This window comes from Merdimonas faecis (assembly GCF_001754075.1).
In the GTDB taxonomy this organism is placed as follows: Bacteria; Bacillota; Clostridia; order Lachnospirales; family Lachnospiraceae; genus Merdimonas; species Merdimonas faecis.
The window spans coordinates 449,258-468,506 of sequence record NZ_MIEH01000018.1 but is presented as its reverse complement, the minus strand read 5'-3'; the positions used below and the strand labels follow the sequence as shown (position 1 = coordinate 468,506).

The window sequence follows — 19,249 nt, the reverse complement described above, 5'->3', positions numbered from 1 at the left end:
AATGAGATTCATTCAAGGCAAGGAGCAAAGACATGGAAATTCAGCAGATTACAGAAGGCAAAAGAGATTATATGGATATGCTTCTGCTGGCGGATCCCCAGGAAGATATGATCATGAAATATCTGGATCAAGGGGATCTGTTCGTGTTATATGACCAGGGGCAGGCGGTTACGGTTGCAGTCGTAGTTCTTTTAAACCATCGGAAATGTGAGCTGAAAAATATAGCGACGATGCCGGAAGTCCAGCGTAAGGGATATGGAAGATATATGATCCATTTTTTGTGTGAGCATTACAGCAACCGATGTGACCTTATGTATGTGGGAACCGGGAATAGTGAGGCTACACTGGGATTTTACCGGGAATGTGGTTTTGTTAATTCTCATATCGTGGCAGGCTTCTTTACTGATAATTACCGGGAACCGATCTATGAAGATGGAGTGCGTCTGGTCGATATGGTATATTTAAAGAAGAGGCTGGATTCGGAGATTGATGTTAAAAAAGTAGTAGATCTGGCAGTAGAAGCCGGTCAGGTCCTGTTAAAAAACGGGGCGGAAATCTTCCGGGTGGAGGAGACTATGACCAGAATCTGCAAACGATTCCACGTAGATTATGTAGATACATTTATTATAAGCCATGCTATTTTTATCACGGCGGAAAAAGGTATGAATGAGGTCTACACAAAGGTAAAGCATGTGCCTCTTTCGGGCGCGCACCTGGGAATTGTGGCAGAGGTCAATGAATTGTCCAGAGAGATCAGTGCGGGACATATAGGAATTGATGCTGCATGGGAACGGCTCAGAGAAATTGAGAAGATTCCGGGGAAACGAGGAGCGTATCAGGTGTTTGCGGCCGGTGTAGGCAGTGCGGCGTTTGGATACCTTCTGGGGGCAAATCTGCAGGAAAGTCTGGCCGCCTTTTTCATCGGATGTCTGTTATATGTCTGGGTATTGTTTGGAAAAAGGATGAATATGTCTAAAATCATCGTCAATATGGTGGGCGGCGCTCTCATCACAGCGCTGGCGATTCTGGCTGTACATATTCCGTTCCTTGGCATATCAAGGCTTGACGGAATGATCATAGGGGCGATCATGCCTCTGGTACCGGGGCTTGCTTTTACTAATGCGATCCGGGAAATTGCAGACAGTGACTTTTTGTCCGGGACAGTGCGTATGATCGATGCACTGCTGGTATTTGTATATATTGCAGTCGGTGTCGGAACCACGCTGAGTATCTATAACAGTTTCACAGGAGGGGTTATGATATGATACAGGGATTAGTCGCAAATCTGATCTGCCCCTTTTTGGGATCTGTTGCATTTGAGATTCTTTTTAACGTGCCGCGCAGATATTATGTGGCTGGAGGCGTGACGGGGACAGCCGGATGGCTGGTCTATATCTGGATCGAGGGATATTCCTCTGCCGCGATGGCGTCCTTTGCGGGGGCTTTAGTGGTGGTTTTTATATCCAGGATGCTGACGGTGAAGATGAAGTGTCCGATCACGGTTTTCCTGATTTCCGGGATTTTTCCATTAGTCCCGGGAGCCAGAGTTTACTATACCGCATATTATCTGGTTACCGGGCAGACAGGACTGGCAGGGCAGAGCGGGCTGGAGGCACTGAAGATCGCCTTTGCCATTGTACTTGGGATCGTGCTGGTAGTCTCGATCCCCCGTGAGGTTTTCCAGGGGCAGTACTGGAAGAACGGCAGAAGAAGACGACAAAAATTAAAATAGAAAAAGGAGAAAGAACATGAAAAAAGTAAGGACAAGATTTGCACCCAGTCCGACGGGACGGATGCATGTGGGGAATTTAAGAACGGCGTTGTACGCATATCTGATCGCAAAGCACGAGGGCGGTGACTTTATTCTCAGAATCGAGGATACGGACCAGGAACGTTTCATGGAAGGAGCCCTGGAGATTATCTATCATACTCTGGAGGAGACAGGACTTGTCCATGACGAGGGCCCGGATAAAGACGGCGGTGTGGGGCCCTATGTTCAGAGTGAGCGAAATCAGTCCGGACTGTACCTGGAATATGCCAAGAAGCTGATCGAGCAGGGAGACGCCTACTATTGTTTCTGTGATAAGGAGCGTCTTGCTTCCCTGAAAAGCAAGGTGACAGAGGAAGGCGGACCGGAGATCGTGGTTTATGACAAACACTGCCTGGGACTCAGCAAAGAGGAAGTGGAGGCTAATCTGGCTGCGGGGAAGCCTTATGTGATCCGTTTCAATATGCCTACGGAAGGGGAGACTACTTTCCATGATGACATCTATGGAGATATCACGGTTCCCAATGAGGAGCTGGAGGATCTGATCCTGATCAAATCCGACGGATACCCGACCTATAATTTTGCCAATGTAATTGACGACCATCTGATGGGAATCACCCATGTGGTAAGGGGGAATGAGTATCTCTCATCAGCTCCTAAATACAACAAAATTTATGAAGCATTTGGCTGGGACGTGCCGGTGTATGTGCACTGTCCGCTGATCACAGATGAAAATCATAAAAAGCTGAGCAAACGCTGCGGCCATTCTTCTTACGAAGACCTGATCGAGCAGGGATTTGTGACCGAGGCGGTGGTGAATTATGTGGCGCTTCTTGGATGGTGTCCGTCCGGCAACCAGGAGATTTTTTCTCTGGAAGAGCTGGTAAAAGAGTTTGATTACCGGCATATGAGCAAGTCTCCTGCCGTCTTTGATATTGTAAAGCTGAAATGGATGAACGGTGAATATCTGAAGGCTATGGACTTTGACCGTTTCTACGAGATGGCAGAGCCATATATCAGTGCAGTGGTAAAACGGGACTGTGATTTAAAGAAAATTGCGGCCCTGGTAAAGACCAGGATTGAAATCTTTCCGGATATTGCGGAGCAGATCGACTTTTTCGAAGAGCTTCCAGAGTATGATCCATCTATGTACTGCCATAAAAAAATGAAGACGAATGAGGAAAATTCACTGGAGGTACTTTCCGAGGTACTTCCGCTTCTCGAGAAGCAGGAGGACTTCAGTAATGATGCGCTTTTTGAACTGCTGAAGGGATATGTTGATGAAAAAGGTGTAAAGACCGGCTTTGTAATGTGGCCGATCAGAACGGCTGTGTCCGGAAAGCAGAATACACCGGGTGGCGCAACCGAGATCATGGAGATTCTTGGAAAAGAAGAGTCACTTGCGCGGATTAAGAAAGGTATCGAATTATTAACAAAGTAAGGGGAATCTGATGAGTTTAAATCATGCTCAGGCTGAGGCAGTCGCCTATGATCGGGGACCATGTATGGTCCTCGCCGGTCCCGGTTCCGGGAAAACTCTTACCATCGCCAGGAGAATTGAATATCTGATACAGAAATATAAGGTAAGGCCAGAAGAAATTCTGGTCATTACCTTTACAAAGTATGCCGCGTGTGAGATGCGTGACCGGTTCCGGAAGATTGCCGGGGCAAAAGGAAACGGGGTTACTTTCGGAACTTTTCACGGTATCTATTACGGAATACTGAAATGGGCATACGGAAGCCGGGACTTTCAGCTCCTGAAAGATGTAGAGAAGCTGGAACTGATCCGCCAGGCGATGCAGGAAATCGGGTGGGAAGAATCCCGGGAGGCCGAAGAGGAAAAGGACAGACTTAAAGAACTTGCGATAGAAATCGGGAATGTAAAGAACCGGGGAATGAACATTGAAGATTACCATCCGGCGCATATCCCGGCAGAGAGATTTGCCTCACTTTACCGGGAATACGAGGGACAGAAGTGGAAATGTGGAAGGATTGACTTTGAAGACATGCTGCTTTTATGCCGGGAACTTTTTCAGAAAAGGTCTGATCTTTTGAAGGTCTGGCAGGAAAAGTTCCGCTATATCCTGGTTGATGAGTTTCAGGATATCAATCAGGTACAGTATGATGTGATCCGGATGCTGGCGGCTCCGGAAAATAATCTTTTTGTGGTAGGGGATGACGATCAGTCTATATATGGGTTCCGGGGAGCAAGACCTGGGATCATGCAGAAATTCTGTGCGGATTATCCACAGGCGAAAAGGATCCTGTTAGACAGGAACTATCGTTCTACCGGAAATATCGTGAGAAGTTCACTTCGGGTTATTGAAAATAATCAGGAACGGTACAAAAAGAATCTGCGGGCGGATGCCGGCGCGGGAGAGACTGTCCATGTGCAGGAGGTGAAGGATCCGCAGGAGGAAAGCCGGTATGTGGCAGAAGAGATCGGGAAGAGGCTGGAAGAAAAGGTAAAATATTCGGAGATTGCAGTGCTCTACAGAACCAGCCTGGATGCAAGAACTCTTTCGGAAACTTTAAGTGAATATCAGATCCCGTTCGTTATGAAGGAGCAGATCCAGAATATATATGACCATTTTATAGGAATGGATCTGATCAGCTATTTCCAGCTGGCGCTTGGGAACAGAGAAAGGAAGCATTTCCTGCAGGTGGCTAACCGGCCGAAGCGTTATATTGGGAGAGAAGCCATGACCGGAAATACTATATCCTATGAAACGATCCGGAATTTCTATTGTGACAAAGAATGGATGATGGACCGGATCGACCAGTGGGAGTGGGATATGAAGATGCTGAAAAATAAGTCCCCTTTTGCGGCAATCCAGTATATCCGCAAAAGTATCGGTTATGATGAATTCCTGAAGGAATATGCAGCTTACCGGGGAATCGGAGCGGATGAACTTTTTTCTGTCCTGGAGGAAATTCAGCAGTCAGCCAGGGAATATCCGACAATGGAGGCATGGCTTGCTCATATAGATGAGTATGGAAAGGCACTGAAGGAACAAAAGAGGCCGGATCTTACGCAGGACAGGGTAAAGCTGATGACTATGCATGGAGCTAAAGGCCTGGAATTTGATACGGTGTTTGTGATTCATGGAAATGAGGGATGTATTCCCTATAAAAAGGCAAAGCTGGAAACAGAAATTGAAGAGGAGAGGCGTCTGTTCTATGTAGCAATGACCCGGGCAAAGAATAAGCTTGTGATCAGCTATGTAAAAGAAAAAAACGGAAAGGATGCGGATCCTTCCCGTTTTGTGGAGGAATTATTCCTCGTCTAAGTCTTCGAAGTCCTGGGTGTCCATCCACTCGTCGAAAGCGTCAGCGACAGCCTCGTATTCGTCATCATCCTCGATGTTTTCAAGCTCCGGATCTTCCGGATCGTTTTCGATGTAGCGGTACAGATATACATCGCCGTCCTGGGGTTCTCCTTTTTCATCCAGAGGAAGCAGGGCAATATAGTCCTGTCCGTTTGCAGAAAAGATGGTGAGCACTGCACATTCCACGACTTCATCGTTGTCCAGTGTCAGGGTAACTGTCATATACTCGTCCATTATATGAATCTCCTTTATTTTGTAGATACTCTTACTGTACCAAAGAAGAATCCAAAAAGCAAGAATGAAGAGTAGCCAAATACTTTAAAATAGTGTAAAATATTTATATGTATGTGTAAAACTGCACAGGGAGGAAAAGAAAGATGTTGAAAAAAAGAATGTTTATGGTCTTGGCCGTGATACTTTCCTGCGCTTTTCTCTTTTCAGGGTGTAAACAAAATGTAGGAACACCAGAGGATAACGCTGTGCCGGACGAAGATACACAGAGTGATGCAGATACAGAAAACGGAGAAGAGGCGGAGGAAGAGGATTCCTTTCTTTTTGGATTTACCGCGATCGATATGGAAAATCCTTATTTCATCACCTTGGAATCTGCGATCCGCGAGGTGATAGAAGAAGAAGGGTATCGGATGATCACCAAAGACCCGGCATCAGATCCGGAGACACAGGAAAGCCAGATTCAGGAAATGATCGATGAGGGGATTGACGCCATCTTTCTGTGCCCGGTAGACTGGGAGGCCATCACACCATCTCTTGAGGCACTTAAAGAGGCGGATGTCAGAATCATTAATGTTGATACACAGGTCAAGGAAATGGACTATGTAGATGCATATGTGGGATCCGATAACTTTGAGGCCGGTCAGATCTGCGGAGAGGATCTGATCGAGCGGTGTCCTGACGGCGGTACAGTGGCTATCCTGGAGTGCCCGACACAGAATTCTATCAATGACAGGATTACGGGGTTTGAAGAGGCCATTGCGGATGCGGACAGAGGATTTGTGGTTGTGGCCAGGGAGGATACAAATGGTGAGTTCGAAAAAGCTCTGGAGGCTGCAAAGAGAATCTTCCAGGAGCATCCGGATGTCACGGCTGTTATGTGCGGGAATGACCAGCTGGCCGTAGGAGCGAAAACAGCTGCCAATCTTGCAGGACTTAGCGACGTGATCATCTATGGAGTAGACGGCTCGCCGGATATCAAAAAGGAATTAAAGAAATCCGGTAATCAGATTGCCGGAACAGCAGCTCAGTCGCCGATCAATATGGGAAAAACAGCGGCGGAGACAGGAATTAATATTTTAGAGGGCAATGATTATGAAACGGAAGTTTATGAGGAAGTATTCATGATCGATGCAGAAAATGTAGACATGTACGGGGTGGACGGCTGGCAGTAAACGGTCCGGAAGCAGACAGAAAGAGAGGACAGACTATGAGAGAAGTACAGGGGCAACCATTACCATTAGGTATCAATATTTCGGGAGATCATGTGAATTTTTCCGTGGCGGTTCCGGAAGGGGAGCGGTGCTGGCTGCTTTTGTACAGAGCTGGTGAAGAAGAGCCAAAAGAACGGTATGAAATGACGGAAGCGATTGGCGAAGTACGCTTTCTTGCCCTGGAGGGTATGGATCCTGCTGACTATGAATATAATTATATGATCGGCGGTGAAGTGACGGTAGATCCCTATGCCAGGGGCCTGGCCGGACGGGATATCTGGGGGAAGGAACGGGATATCCAGAAGCATGAGGTCAGGGGCGTTTTAAAAAGCGGCAGATATGACTGGGAGGGAGATGAGCCTCTTAAGCTTCCCTTCCATAGCATCGTGGCTTACAGCCTGCATGTCCGGGGATTTACAAAGCATACATCCTCGGGAGTGGAGAAAAAAGGCACGTTTTCGGGTGTCGTGGAAAAGCTGCCTTATCTGAAAGATCTGGGGATCAATCAAATCCAGTGCATGCCCGTATATGAGTTCGAAGAGTGTGGACGTTTCCGGAATTATTGGGGGTATGGCCCGGCATATTACTTTGCGCCGAAGAGTGCTTATGCGGCTTCCGGTGACGGAGAGAGAGAATTGAAAGACATGGTGAAGGCCTGCCATAAGGAAGGAATAGAAGTAGTACTGGAGATGCCTTTTACAGGGGATACTTCTAAGCAGCTGATGGAGGAGTGTCTGAGGTATTACTGCCTGGAATACCATATTGACGGATTCCTTCTGAACCCATATGTGGCGCCTATGGATGCGATCCATACGGATCCGATCCTGAAGCATACAAAGATTCTGGTGCATGATACGGGATTCCAGACAGTGATGCGGCGGTTCCTGAAGGGTGATGAAGGGATGGTGCGGGATGTAATGTACTGGCTGCGCCATCAGTCAGAAACAAAAGAGATTTTGAATATGATCACCGGGCAGACAGGGTTTACCCTGCGGGATCTTGTCTCTTATGACGGTAAGCATAATGAAGCCAATGGAGAGCAGAACCAGGACGGACCGGATTATAACTACAGCTGGAACTGCGGGGCGGAAGGGCCGTCCCGGAAGAAGGCGGTAACAGAGCTTCGGAAGAATCAGACAAGAAATGCATTCTTCCTGTTGCTGCTTGCGCAGGGAACACCGTGCATCCTGGCCGGGGACGAATTCGGCAATACGCAGAAAGGGAACAACAACGTCTATTGTCAGGATAATCCGGTGGGATGGCTTGACTGGAGCGGACTGGAAAAACATCCGGAACTCCATGATTTTGTGAAGGAGCTGATCGCCTTCCGGAAAAAACATCCGGTATTCTGGCCTGAAAAAGAGATGACAGGGATGACTTATTCTAAGAAAGGCGTTCCGGATGTATCTTATCATGGAGAAAATGCATGGAGAGTACCGCTGGAAGTGTCCAGCAGACAGCTGGGGGTTTACTATAGCGGAGCAGATCAGACAGGAGAGAACGACGAGGACTGTTTTGTCGCTTACAATATGCACTGGCTGGAGCATACATTTGCCCTCCCGGCGCTGCCGAAAGGAAAGAAGTGGTACCGGATTGCATCGACGCAGGAAGGGATCCTTGACAAGGCGGAGCCTCTGGATGATCAGAAATTTGCAGAAGTAAAAGAGCGGACGATCATGATTTTTTCGGGCAGGTAATGAGGTATGAATCAGCGGTGGAACATCCAGTGTCTCGACAGCTTTCAGCTGAAATGTATTGCTATCGTGTCCATGGCACTGGATCATACGGGGGCGGTTCTGTATCCGTCACAAATATGGCTTCGATGTCTGGGACGGATTGCATTTCCGATTTTCTGTTTTCTCATTGTAGAAGGATTTTTTCATACGCATGATGTCCGGCGGTATATGGGGAGGCTTGGTGTCTTTGCACTGATTTCTGAGATTCCCTATGATCTGGCGTTCCGGGGCGTGCCTTTGGAGTATGCTCATCAGAATGTGTTTTTTACATTGCTGATCGGGATCGGTATGATGGTCCTGCTGGAAAGAAACCGTGAATGGCCGGTAAAGGCAGTGATCCTGCTCTTTGCCATGTGGCTGGCGGTACTTATCAGGAGTGACTATAATTTCAGGGGTATCCTTCTGATCTTTGTATTTTATATATTTCATGAGTCCCGGTGGCTGGCTGTGACAGCCGGCGGACTCTGGAACTTTCTGTATCAGGGAGTAATCCAGAAATACGGCGTTTTATCAGTCCTTCCCCTTGCGCTTTATAACGGAGAGCGGGGGAGAAAAATGAAGTATTTCTTTTACATATTTTATCCGGCGCATCTGCTGCTTCTGTACGGAATCAGCAGGTTTTAGAGTCTGAAAGGATGAAGGATATGAAGGTATTCGAGCATTTAAGGACGATCAATCATCATAAATGGCTGGTAATGAAACAGTGTTTTCAGGTGGGGCTTTTCCGTCAGGGGCTCCTGCATGACATGTCTAAATATTCGCCGACAGAATTTCTGGTAGGCTGCCGCTATTATCAGGGCAACCGCAGCCCTAATAATGCCGAGAGGGAAGCTACCGGGTATTCGAAGGCCTGGCTGCATCATAAAGGGCGGAATAAGCATCATTATGAGTATTGGATCGATTACAGCGCAGACCCTAAGGAAGGGATCGTGGGGCAGAAGATGCCGGTCAAATATGTGATTGAAATGTTTATGGATCGAATTGCTGCCTCAAAAACCTATCGGGGAAAAGCTTATACCGACCGGGATCCTCTGGAATATTATGAAAGAGGAGCCGCAAAGCTCGGGAAAATGATCCACCCGGAGACGGCGGCGCTTCTGCATTTTCTTTTGAAGATGCTGGCTGAGAAGGGGGAGCAGGAAACCTTCCGCTATATTCGCCGTAATATTTTAAAATAAGTGTTGACTTTTGAAAACGGGTATAGTATTATAATTTTCGGACGGTTTGAGAGTCCGGTTCGCGGAAGTGTCGGAACTGGCAGACGAGCAAGACTAAGGATCTTGTGGCATTCGTGCCGTGTGGGTTCAAGTCCCATCTTCCGCATTAAGCATTTGGTATAACCCCTTGGAAGCATAGAGTTTTCAAGGGGTTGTTTTTTAACCAGATTGGAAAGGGGCGAATTACCTTTGGCAACAAAAATTTTTGTTCACGGCTCAGGGCACAAAGCAACAAGTTGGGATAAAACAATTTCATATATGACAAACAATGAAGATATTGTATGCCCCAATTTGTCCTCCATTCTTAAAGGAAAAGAGGCAAGTTACGAAAATCTGTATTCATCATTTGTAAAATATTGCAGCGAAATTGACGGACAAATTCATTTGTGCGGTCTTTCATTAGGCGGCATTTTGGCTTTAAATTTTACATTGGATTTCCCGAAGAAAGTGAAATCATTAGTTTTAATCGGAACGCCATATAAAGTCCCAAAGTTAGCTTTTAGCTTTCAAAATATAATTTTCAGATTTTTACCAAAATCTATTTTTAAAACTATGGCATTTGATAAAAAGGATACTTTTGCTTTAGGAAACACCATGAAGAACTTAGATTTCAGCGATAGAGTAAAAAATATTAAGTGCCCCACTCTGATCCTTTGTGGAAAGAAGGACAGCGCAAACGTAAAATCAGCACAATTTTTGTCACAAAACATTAAAAGTGCGGAATTAAAAATTATTGAGGATACAGGCCATGTTGTAAATGAAGAAAATCCCAAAGTTTTAGCAGAACTGTTGAGCGAATATTATTTGCAGAGTCCTATGGTATAAATGGTTGAGTGCGCCCTGGATGGCAACATCCTCCAAGAGAACGCTGATATGTACGATAATTGTGCATTATCAGCGTTTTTTGTGTCGTAAAATATTATAAATGATGTATAATAAAGAAAAATATTCTGAAAAATGTATCGAGATACGCAAAGGGAGGGACGGATATGCTGGAGAAGATTGATCTGAAAAAGAAGCTTACAAAGGCAGAGTATGGCCAGCGGATGGAGGAGCTTATGCCGAAACTTGGAAGACTGCAGCGGGAGTGCCAGAAATGGAAAATCCCGGTAATGATTGCTTTCGAGGGATATGGGGCATCCGGGAAGGGCGTGCAGATCGGGGAGCTGATCCAGGGTCTGGATCCCAGAGGATTCCAGGTATATGCGGTAAAAAATGAAACAGAAGAAGAAAGAATGCATCCGTTCCTGTGGCGCTTCTGGACAAAGATGCCGCCGAAAGGCAGGATAGCGATCTATGACAGCAGCTGGTACCGGAAGGTGCTGATCGACAGATTTGACGGTAAGACCAGTGAAAAGGAAGTAGAAAACAGTTTCCGGTCTATTCGGTCTTTTGAAGAACAGCTGACGGCTGACGGCATGGTAATGATCAAGATTTTTCTGGCTATTGATAAAAAGGAGCAGAAAAAACGACTTGAAAAACTGTTGGATTCTAAGGAGACGGCGTGGAGAGTCAGTGAAGGGGATCTAAAGCGTAACAGGCATTTCCAGGAATACCGGGCTATGAACGAGGAAATGCTTCTGAGGACAGATACTGCCCATGCGCCCTGGCATATTGTGGAAGCAACAGACCGCAGATTTGCTACGGTAAAAATCTACAGCATTGTGGTAAAGACGCTGGAGCAGAAGATCCGGGAAGTGGCACGGAAAAAGGCAGAAGATGCAGAAGGATCCGGAAGTGTGACCATGACAGAAGAGCAGCCGGCAGAGGATCTCATCCTGAAGGAATCTGTTCTCTCAAAAGCAGATCTGTCTCTGTCCTATACGAAAGAGGAATATAAAGAAAAACTTTCAAAGCTTCAGAAAAAACTGGAAAAACTGCACGGAGAGTTATACAGATACCGGATTCCGGTAGTCCTTGGCTTTGAAGGATGGGATGCGGGAGGAAAGGGTGGAGCCATCAAACGGCTGACGCAGAGGATGGATCCCAGAGGCTACGTGGTACACCCTACTGCCTCGCCTAACGATATAGAGAGAGCACATCATTATCTCTGGCGGTTCTGGACAGACATGCCGAAAGCCGGACATGTTACTATCTTTGACCGGACATGGTACGGCAGGGTCATGGTAGAGAGGATCGAAGGCTTCTGTACCCGGCAGGAGTGGCAAAGGGCCTACCGGGAGATCAACGATATGGAAAAGGATCTGACAGAGGCAGGCGCTGTCGTACTCAAATTCTGGATGCAGATCGATAAAGAGGAGCAGGCCAGAAGATTTCAGGCCAGGCAGGAAAATCCGGAAAAGCAGTGGAAGATCACGGATGAAGACTGGAGGAACCGGGAAAAGTGGGATCAGTACGAAGAAGCAGTCAATGAGATGCTGATCCGGACATCCTCGCCATACGCACCCTGGATCGTGGTGGAGGGAAACTGTAAATATTATGCCAGGATCAAAGTGCTGGAAACCGTTGTAGAGGCGGTTGAGAAGAAAGTGGAAGAAAAGAAGCAGGAAAAGAAAAGACAGGAAGAAAAGAAGGGGCGGAAATGAGCATGACGATCAGAGAACAGCTGGAAATCAGAGAAACCACATATTTGAGTCCCTATGCGACTTTAAGCAGCAAGTCAAAAGGCAGGGAACGCCCTGAGGAAGAGTGTGATATCCGCCCGGTCTTTCAAAGAGACCGGGACCGGATCCTGCACTGTAAATCCTTCCGGAGACTGAAGCAGAAAACCCAGGTGTTCCTGTTGCCAAAGGGAGATCATTACCGCACCCGTCTTACTCATACGCTGGAGGTTTCCCAGAATGCAAGAACCATAGCCAAGGCGCTAAGGCTCAATGAGGATCTGACGGAGGCGATTGCCCTGGGACATGATTTGGGACATACGCCCTTTGGTCATGCCGGAGAGAGGGCTTTAAACCAGATCTGCCCCTTAGGATTCCGGCATCATGAGCAGAGTGTCAGAGTGGTAGAACGTCTGGAGCGTCAGGGCCGGGGACTGAATCTGACCTGGGAAGTCAGAGACGGTATCCGGAATCATAAATCCAGCGGAAATCCTCATACCCTGGAGGGGCAGATCGTACGGCTCTCTGATAAGATTGCGTATATCAATCATGATATTGACGATGCGATCCGGGGTGGGATCTTAAAGGAGACGGATATTCCCGAGAAGTTCCGGAGAGTGCTGGGGCAGTCTCCGAAGGTGCGGCTGGATACCATGGTACATAATGTGATCATCAACAGTATGGATCAGCCGGAGATCCGGATGTCTCCGGAAGTAGGAGAGGCCATGATGGGACTTCGGGGATTTCTGTTTGAAAGTGTATACCAGAATCCGGTGGCAAAGGGAGAGGAAAAGAAAGCGATCCATATGATCAAAAATCTTTATGAGTTTTATATCGATCATCTGGAAGTCCTTCCGGATCAGTTCCTGCGCATGATAGACGAGGACGGAGAATCCAGGGAACAGGTAGTATGTGATTATATAGCAGGAATGACAGATACATATGCAGTGAAGAAGTTCGAAGAATATTTTATTCCGGAATCCTGGAAAATTTAAAGGAAATCAGATACTTTTGTCGAATATTATAAAAGGGAGCATTTGTCATCATAGTGAAAAGAGCGTAAAACATGTATTACAGCGATGAGATTATTGAAGAAGTAAGATCCAGAAATGATATCGTAGATGTCATTTCTGCCTATGTAAAACTGCAGAAAAAGGGGAGTTCTTATTTTGGACTGTGCCCGTTCCATAACGAAAAGTCCCCTTCCTTTTCCGTCAGCCGGCAGAAACAGATGTATTATTGTTTCGGATGCGGTGCTGGAGGAAATGTGTTTACATTTCTTATGGAGTATGAGAATTATTCATTCGTGGAGGCACTGCGCTATCTGGCTGACCGGGCGGGGGTGGATCTGCCGGAACAGGAGTATTCAGAGGCAGAGCGCAGACGGGCGGATGAAAAAGCAGTGCTTCTGGAGATTCACAAACGGGCAGCCCAGTTTTATTATGTACAGCTAAAGAGTTCCCAGGGAGAGCAGGCAATGGCATATCTCAGGGGAAGGCAGCTTGGCGATGACACCATCAAGGCCTTCGGGCTTGGGTATTCCAGCAAGTTCAGCAACACGCTGTACCAGTTTCTGAAGTCCAAAGGTTATGCGGACGATATGCTTGCAAAGTCCGGTCTGATCACGATGGACGAAAAGCATGGGCCTCATGATAAATTCTGGAACCGGGTCATGTTTCCCATCATGGATGCCAATAACCGGGTGATCGGCTTCGGAGGCCGGGTCATGGGAGATGCAAAACCAAAGTACCTGAATTCCCCGGAGACTCTGATTTTTGATAAAAGCCGGAATCTGTACGGGCTGAACCGTGCCAGGACAACCAGAAAATCATATTTTCTTCTTTGTGAAGGATATATGGATGTGATATCACTGCATCAGGCAGGCTTTACCAATGCGGTGGCATCGCTGGGAACGGCTCTTACAGCCGGACATGCCTCGCTGATCAAGAGGTATGTGCAGGAGGTATATCTTACATACGACAGCGATGACGCGGGGACCAGAGCAGCGCTCAGAGCCCTTCCGATCCTGAAGGACGCCGGTATTACGGCAAAGATCATCCGGATGGAGCCCTATAAGGATCCGGATGAGTTTATTAAAAACCTGGGAGCGGAGGCGTTTGAAGAGCGGATCGAAAAGGCCCGGAACGGATTCATGTTCAGTCTGGAGATACTGGAAAAAGATTATGACCTGAAATCGCCGGAGGGGAAGACCGGGTTTTTGAATGAAGCGGCAAGGAGGCTTGGACGCTTTGAAGAAGAGATTGAGAGGAATAATTATATCGAAGCGGTAGCGGAAAAGTATCATACCGGTTACGAAGAACTGCGGCGGCTGGTGGGGAAGATGGCCGTAAGGGAAGGACTGGCAAAACCTGTACAGCGCCCGAAGACGGCTGGTGCAAAGGAAAAGGAAGACGGGATCAGGAAGTCGCAGAAGATTCTTCTGACCTGGCTGGTATCGGACGAAAGGATTTTTGGACAGATCAAGGATTATATTTCACCGGAGGATTTTTCTGACGGGATCTACCGGAAGGCAGCAGGACTTTTGTTCCAGCAGTACCATGACGGGGAGATAAACCCGGCCAGGATCATGAATTATTTTACCGATGAAGAGGAACACCGGGAGGTGGCAGCTCTCTTTCACACCCGGATTGAAGAACTGACCTCCGAGCGTGAAAAGGAAAAGGCTTTGATGGAGACGGTGTTAAGGATCAAGAACCACAGCATCGAGACGGCAACCAGAAATCTGGAGCCCACAGATATGGCGGGACTACAGCGTTTGATGGAAGCCAAGAAGGAACTGCAGGACCTTAAGAAACTGCATATTTCCATTAATTAAGGATAAAATATAAACAAGCAATGAGAGGATGGACACTACCATGGAAGAAAACATCATGAAATTTGAGGAGAAATTAAAAGAATTAGTTTCACTCGGGAAAAAGAAGAAAAGTATCCTTGAGATCCAGGAAATCAATGATTTCTTCTCAGACATGGAACTGGAACCGGATCAGATGGAGAAAGTATTTGACTATCTGGAGGCAAACAATATCGATGTGCTCCGGATCGGTGCCGACGACGATGACGACATTGATGATGTAGACATTGTCATCTCAGAAGAGGATGAGGTCGATATGGAAAAGATCGACCTGTCGGTTCCGGACGGGATCAGTATTGAGGATCCGGTGCGTATGTACTTAAAGGAAATCGGAAAGGTGCCGCTCTTGACGGCTGATGAAGAGGTGGATCTGGCCAAGCGTATGGCTGACGGCGACGAGGATGCGAAAAAGCGCCTGGCAGAAGCGAACTTAAGGCTGGTAGTCAGCATTGCCAAGCGTTATGTGGGACGTGGGATGCTCTTTCTGGATCTGATCCAGGAGGGAAATTTAGGTCTGATTAAAGCTGTGGAAAAATTTGATTATCATAAAGGATTTAAGTTCAGTACCTATGCCACCTGGTGGATCCGTCAGGCGATCACCAGGGCGATCGCAGACCAGGCAAGGACCATCCGTATCCCGGTACACATGGTGGAGACTATCAATAAACTGATCCGTGTGTCCAGACAGTTACTGCAGGAACTGGGAAGGGAACCTACGCCGGAGGAGATTGCGGCACAGCTGGACATGCCTGTAGAGAGGGTTCGCGAGATCTTAAAGATATCCCAGGAGCCGGTGTCTCTGGAGACGCCGATCGGAGAAGAAGAGGACAGCCATCTGGGAGACTTTATCCAGGACGACAATGTGCCGGTACCGGCAGAGGCAGCAGCCCAGACCCTGTTAAAGGAACAGCTGGACGAGGTTCTGGACACTTTGACAGAGCGGGAGCAGAAGGTATTAAGACTCAGGTTCGGCATGAACGACGGAAGAGCCAGGACACTGGAAGAGGTCGGCAAGGAATTTGACGTAACCAGAGAGCGTATCCGCCAGATCGAGGCAAAAGCACTCCGGAAGCTCCGTCATCCCAGCCGCAGCAGAAAATTAAGAGATTATCTGGATTAAGAAAGAGGCGCCTATGGAACTATCAAAAAGACTTCATGCAGTTGCAGGTCTTGTGACAGAGGGCGCCTCTGTTGCAGATATTGGGACTGATCATGGATACATACCCATCTATCTGATCCAGGAAGGAATCGCCTCAAAGGTGATCGCCCTGGATGTAAAAAAAGGTCCGCTGGAGCGGGCAAGGATGCATATCGTCGGCCACGGGCTGAAAGGACAGATCGAGACCAGGCTTTCCGACGGCCTCAGGGAAGTGACACCGGGGGAGGTGGATACGATGATCGCCGCCGGAATGGGGGGCGGTCTTGTGATCCATATCCTGGAAGACAGCCCGGAGACAGTGAAAGAGATATCCTCCTTTATTCTGCAGCCCCAGTCCGAGATTGATAAGGTGCGCAGGTATTTAAATGAGCACGGTTATCGGATGGTGGAGGAGCGGATGGTGGAAGAAAGCGGCAAATTCTATCCCATGATGCGGGCCGTCCACGGAAGCGGCGAACCCTATGAGGAATATGAATATCTGTACGGCAAAAGGCTCCTTGAGGAGAAAGATCCGGTGCTTAGGACGTATCTTCTGCGGGAGCAAGGAATCAGAGAAAGTATCTTAGAGCAGCTTCGCCGCCACAAAAACAGCCCTACCGCAAGGGAGCGGGAAAAAGAGGTGCAGGAGGAGTGGAGAAAGATCCGCCAGGCTCTTGCACACTATGAAGCATAACAGGAGGTTACAGATGAAGTGCCGGGAAATCATAGAGAACATTGAAAAATCTTATCCCAGAAACTATGCGATGGAATGGGACAACGTAGGACTTCTGGCCGGGAGTCATGAAAAAGAAGTAAGACGCATATATGTAGCATTGGATGCTACCGATGAGGTGATCGAAGCGGCAAAAGCCGCCGGTGCGGATCTTCTGGTGACACATCATCCCATGATCTTTTCGCCGGTGTCCCGGATCACAGATGAGGATTTTATCGGAAGACGGCTGCTCCGGATGATCCGGGCAGATATGGCCTACTATGCGATGCATACAAACTATGATGTGCTGCGGATGTCGGAGCTTTCAGGCGAGTATCTGGGCTTGTCAGACGCCAGGGTACTGGAGGTTACCTGTGAGACACCGAAAACAGAGGGGATCGGACGTGTGGCAGATCTTCCGGATCCTGTTTCCCTTCAGGATTACTGTGAAACGGTAAAGAAAGCCTTCGGGCTTCAGACAGTCCAGGCGTTTGGAGACCTTGCGGGAGCGGTGAAAAGAATCGCAGTCTCACCCGGCTCCGGAAAGAGTATGATAGATCCGGCGATCGCCATGGGTGCAGACGTGCTGGTTACCGGAGACATCGGACATCATGAGGGAATTGACGCCGTGGCCCGGGGACTTGCGGTGATCGATGCCGGACACTACGGGATCGAACATATTTTTATCAAAGATATGAAACAGTTTCTGGAGCGAAGCTTTGCAGGCGTGGAAGTCATAACGGCGCCCAGAAAGGATCCGTTTACAGTGCTGTGATAAAAAGACTGGAGGGAGAGTATGGACAGAAAGACGTATCACGTTCAGATCGGAGAAGATATCCGGGAATATCCGGAAGGGACTACCTATCTTGAGATTGCAGAAGAATATCAGAAGGATTACCCGGAAGATATCGTTTTAGTATTTGTGGATGGAAAGCTGCAGGAGCTGACAAAACAAATAAAGGGCGACTGTGTCCTGAAATTCGAGACCACGGCAGACCAGGCCGGACATAAGACCTATAAAAGAAGCATGAGCCTGATGCTGGTCAAGGCTGTCTATGATGTGGGACATCACGAAAATATCGAGAAGGTGCGGATCCATTATTCTGTCAGCAAAGGATATTACTGTACTATTACCGGAAAGGTAAAGGTAGACCAGGAGTTCCTCGACCAGGTATCAGCCAGGATGGAGGAGATGGTGGCGATGGATCTGCCGATCCGGAAAAGGTCTGTACATACCGATGACGCTATTGCGTTATTCCGCCAGCATGGAATGTATGATAAGGAGCGTCTGTTTGAGTACAGACGGGTGTCCAAGGTCAACATTTACAGTATGAACGAGTTTGAGGACTATTTTTACGGGTACATGGTGCCTAGTGCGAAATATCTGAAATATTTTAAGCTCTATCTCTATGATGAAGGATTTGTAATCCAGATGCCGGAACGCAAGAACCCCAAGGAGGTGCCGCCTTTTGAGCCGCAAAATAAACTGTTCCATGTGCTGAAGGAGTCTACAAGATGGGGAGACATGCAGGGGATTGAAACGGTAGGCGATCTGAACGATAAGATTACCGGAGGGGATTTAAGTGAGATCGTCTTGGTGCAGGAGGCGCTGCAGGAAAAAAAGATCGCAGATATCGCGGCAGAGATAGCCAGGCGCCCGGAGGTCAAATTTGTGCTGATTGCCGGCCCATCCTCTTCTGGGAAGACCACATTTTCTCATCGCCTGTCTGTCCAGCTTCGGGTAAACGGACTGACACCTCATCCGATCGCGGTAGACAATTATTTTGTGGAAAGGGAAGAAAATCCAAAAGATGAGAATGGGAATTTTGATTTCGAGTGCCTGGAGGCTGTGGATGTGGATCTGTTTAACAGGCAGCTTTCCGATCTGCTGGAGGGGAAAGAGGTAACAATTCCCACATTTAATTTTGTGACAGGGCATAAGGAATACGGAAATCAGCGCAAGAAGCTGGGGGCCAATGATGTGCTTGTAATAGAAGGGATCCACTGCCTGAATCCTGAGCTGACCAGACAGCTGGATGACAGAAATAAGTTTAAGATTTATATCAGCGCTCTGACCCAGCTGAATATTGATGAGCATAACCGGATTCCTACCACGGACGGGCGCCTTCTCCGAAGGATCGTGCGGGACGCCAGGACCAGAGGATCATCGGCTAAAGATACGATCCGGATGTGGCCGTCGGTACGGATGGGAGAGGAAAAAAATATTTTCCCGTATCAGGAAGAGGCAGATGTGATGTTTAATTCTGCGCTGATTTATGAACTGGCGGTATTGAAGCCTTATGTAGAAGCCCGGCTGTTTGGGATCGGTCGGGATGAGCCGGAGTACACAGAGGCAAAACGGCTTTTGAAGTTTTTGGATTATTTTGTAGGGATCGGCAGTGAAAATGTTCCGACCAATTCTCTGCTGAGAGAATTTATAGGCGGGGGATGTTTCAGGATCTGACGCTATA

17 protein-coding genes and 1 tRNA gene are annotated in these 19,249 nt (G+C 47.7%); 17 read left to right on the top strand and 1 reads right to left on the bottom strand.

Features of this window, described 5'->3' with window-relative positions; translation table 11 throughout:
* Positions 1-32 precede the first annotated feature (32 nt).
* From BKD12_RS11040 to BKD12_RS11025, 4 genes are read left to right on the top strand one after another with little or no spacing between them, the layout of a single operon-like run.
* Positions 33-1,265: a GNAT family N-acetyltransferase gene (locus BKD12_RS11040; protein WP_070089360.1), complete on the top strand. Its 1,233-nt coding sequence runs from the start codon at positions 33-35 to the stop codon at positions 1,263-1,265.
* Positions 1,262-1,732 carry a threonine/serine exporter family protein gene (locus BKD12_RS11035; protein WP_070089359.1) on the top strand — a complete coding sequence of 157 codons (471 nt, stop codon included), beginning with the start codon at positions 1,262-1,264 and terminating at the stop codon, positions 1,730-1,732. Before BKD12_RS11040 ends, BKD12_RS11035 begins: the two co-directional genes overlap by 4 nt.
* Before the next feature lie 16 nt (positions 1,733-1,748).
* Positions 1,749-3,209 (top strand): glutamate--tRNA ligase, encoded by a 1,461-nt coding sequence (gltX, locus tag BKD12_RS11030; protein ID WP_070089358.1) that lies wholly within the window; start codon positions 1,749-1,751, stop codon positions 3,207-3,209.
* Between the two features lie 10 nt (positions 3,210-3,219).
* On the top strand, positions 3,220-5,058 hold the full coding sequence (locus BKD12_RS11025; RefSeq protein ID WP_070089357.1) for an ATP-dependent helicase: 1,839 nt from the start codon (positions 3,220-3,222) through the stop codon (positions 5,056-5,058).
* Here the strand turns inward: BKD12_RS11025 and BKD12_RS11020 are convergent.
* Positions 5,044-5,331, bottom strand: coding sequence for a DUF1292 domain-containing protein (locus BKD12_RS11020; protein ID WP_070089356.1), 288 nt, complete (start codon positions 5,329-5,331; stop codon positions 5,044-5,046). The two genes, BKD12_RS11025 and BKD12_RS11020, sit on opposite strands and share 15 nt — an antisense overlap.
* A gap of 143 nt (positions 5,332-5,474) precedes the next feature.
* Here BKD12_RS11020 and BKD12_RS11015 point away from each other — a divergent pair, with 143 nt between their 5' ends.
* The 13 genes from BKD12_RS11015 (at position 5,475) to BKD12_RS10955 (ending at position 19,242) form a co-directional block, all read left to right on the top strand.
* Complete coding sequence (locus BKD12_RS11015; RefSeq protein WP_070089355.1) at positions 5,475-6,503, top strand: sugar ABC transporter substrate-binding protein; 1,029 nt, start codon at positions 5,475-5,477, stop codon at positions 6,501-6,503.
* A gap of 35 nt (positions 6,504-6,538) precedes the next feature.
* Positions 6,539-8,239, top strand: a complete 1,701-nt coding sequence (locus tag BKD12_RS11010) for an alpha-amylase family glycosyl hydrolase (protein WP_070089354.1) — start codon at positions 6,539-6,541, stop codon at positions 8,237-8,239.
* Positions 8,240-8,245: 6 nt separating this feature from the next.
* Positions 8,246-8,902 (top strand): TraX family protein, encoded by a 657-nt coding sequence (locus BKD12_RS11005; RefSeq protein WP_070089353.1) that lies wholly within the window; start codon positions 8,246-8,248, stop codon positions 8,900-8,902.
* 20 nt (positions 8,903-8,922) lie between these two features.
* Positions 8,923-9,456, top strand: coding sequence for a DUF5662 family protein (locus BKD12_RS11000; protein ID WP_070089352.1), 534 nt, complete (start codon positions 8,923-8,925; stop codon positions 9,454-9,456).
* 61 nt (positions 9,457-9,517) lie between these two features.
* Positions 9,518-9,601 (top strand) — tRNA-Leu (locus BKD12_RS10995).
* An 83-nt stretch (positions 9,602-9,684) separates the two neighbouring features.
* Complete coding sequence (locus BKD12_RS10990; RefSeq protein WP_070089351.1) at positions 9,685-10,320, top strand: alpha/beta fold hydrolase; 636 nt, start codon at positions 9,685-9,687, stop codon at positions 10,318-10,320.
* A 164-nt stretch (positions 10,321-10,484) separates the two neighbouring features.
* The gene (gene pap, locus BKD12_RS10985) at positions 10,485-12,041 is read left to right on the top strand and encodes a polyphosphate:AMP phosphotransferase (protein ID WP_070089350.1); all 1,557 of its coding nucleotides are present in this window, start codon (positions 10,485-10,487) and stop codon (positions 12,039-12,041) included.
* Positions 12,042-12,043: 2 nt separating this feature from the next.
* Positions 12,044-13,051, top strand: a complete 1,008-nt coding sequence (locus tag BKD12_RS10980; protein ID WP_070089498.1) for a deoxyguanosinetriphosphate triphosphohydrolase — start codon at positions 12,044-12,046, stop codon at positions 13,049-13,051.
* Between the two features lie 71 nt (positions 13,052-13,122).
* Entirely contained in the window at positions 13,123-14,892 is a 1,770-nt protein-coding gene (gene dnaG, locus BKD12_RS10975; protein ID WP_070089349.1) for a DNA primase, read from the top strand.
* A gap of 40 nt (positions 14,893-14,932) precedes the next feature.
* Entirely contained in the window at positions 14,933-16,048 is a 1,116-nt protein-coding gene (gene rpoD / locus BKD12_RS10970) for an RNA polymerase sigma factor RpoD (protein ID WP_070089348.1), read from the top strand.
* A 13-nt stretch (positions 16,049-16,061) separates the two neighbouring features.
* Positions 16,062-16,760 carry a tRNA (adenine(22)-N(1))-methyltransferase gene (locus BKD12_RS10965; protein ID WP_070089347.1) on the top strand — a complete coding sequence of 233 codons (699 nt, stop codon included), beginning with the start codon at positions 16,062-16,064 and terminating at the stop codon, positions 16,758-16,760.
* A 13-nt stretch (positions 16,761-16,773) separates the two neighbouring features.
* A complete protein-coding gene (locus BKD12_RS10960; protein ID WP_070089346.1) occupies positions 16,774-17,553 on the top strand; it encodes a Nif3-like dinuclear metal center hexameric protein in 780 nt (259 codons plus the stop codon).
* A gap of 21 nt (positions 17,554-17,574) precedes the next feature.
* Positions 17,575-19,242: a nucleoside kinase gene (locus tag BKD12_RS10955; RefSeq protein ID WP_070089345.1), complete on the top strand. Its 1,668-nt coding sequence runs from the start codon at positions 17,575-17,577 to the stop codon at positions 19,240-19,242.
* The last annotated feature ends 7 nt before the right edge of the window (positions 19,243-19,249 follow it).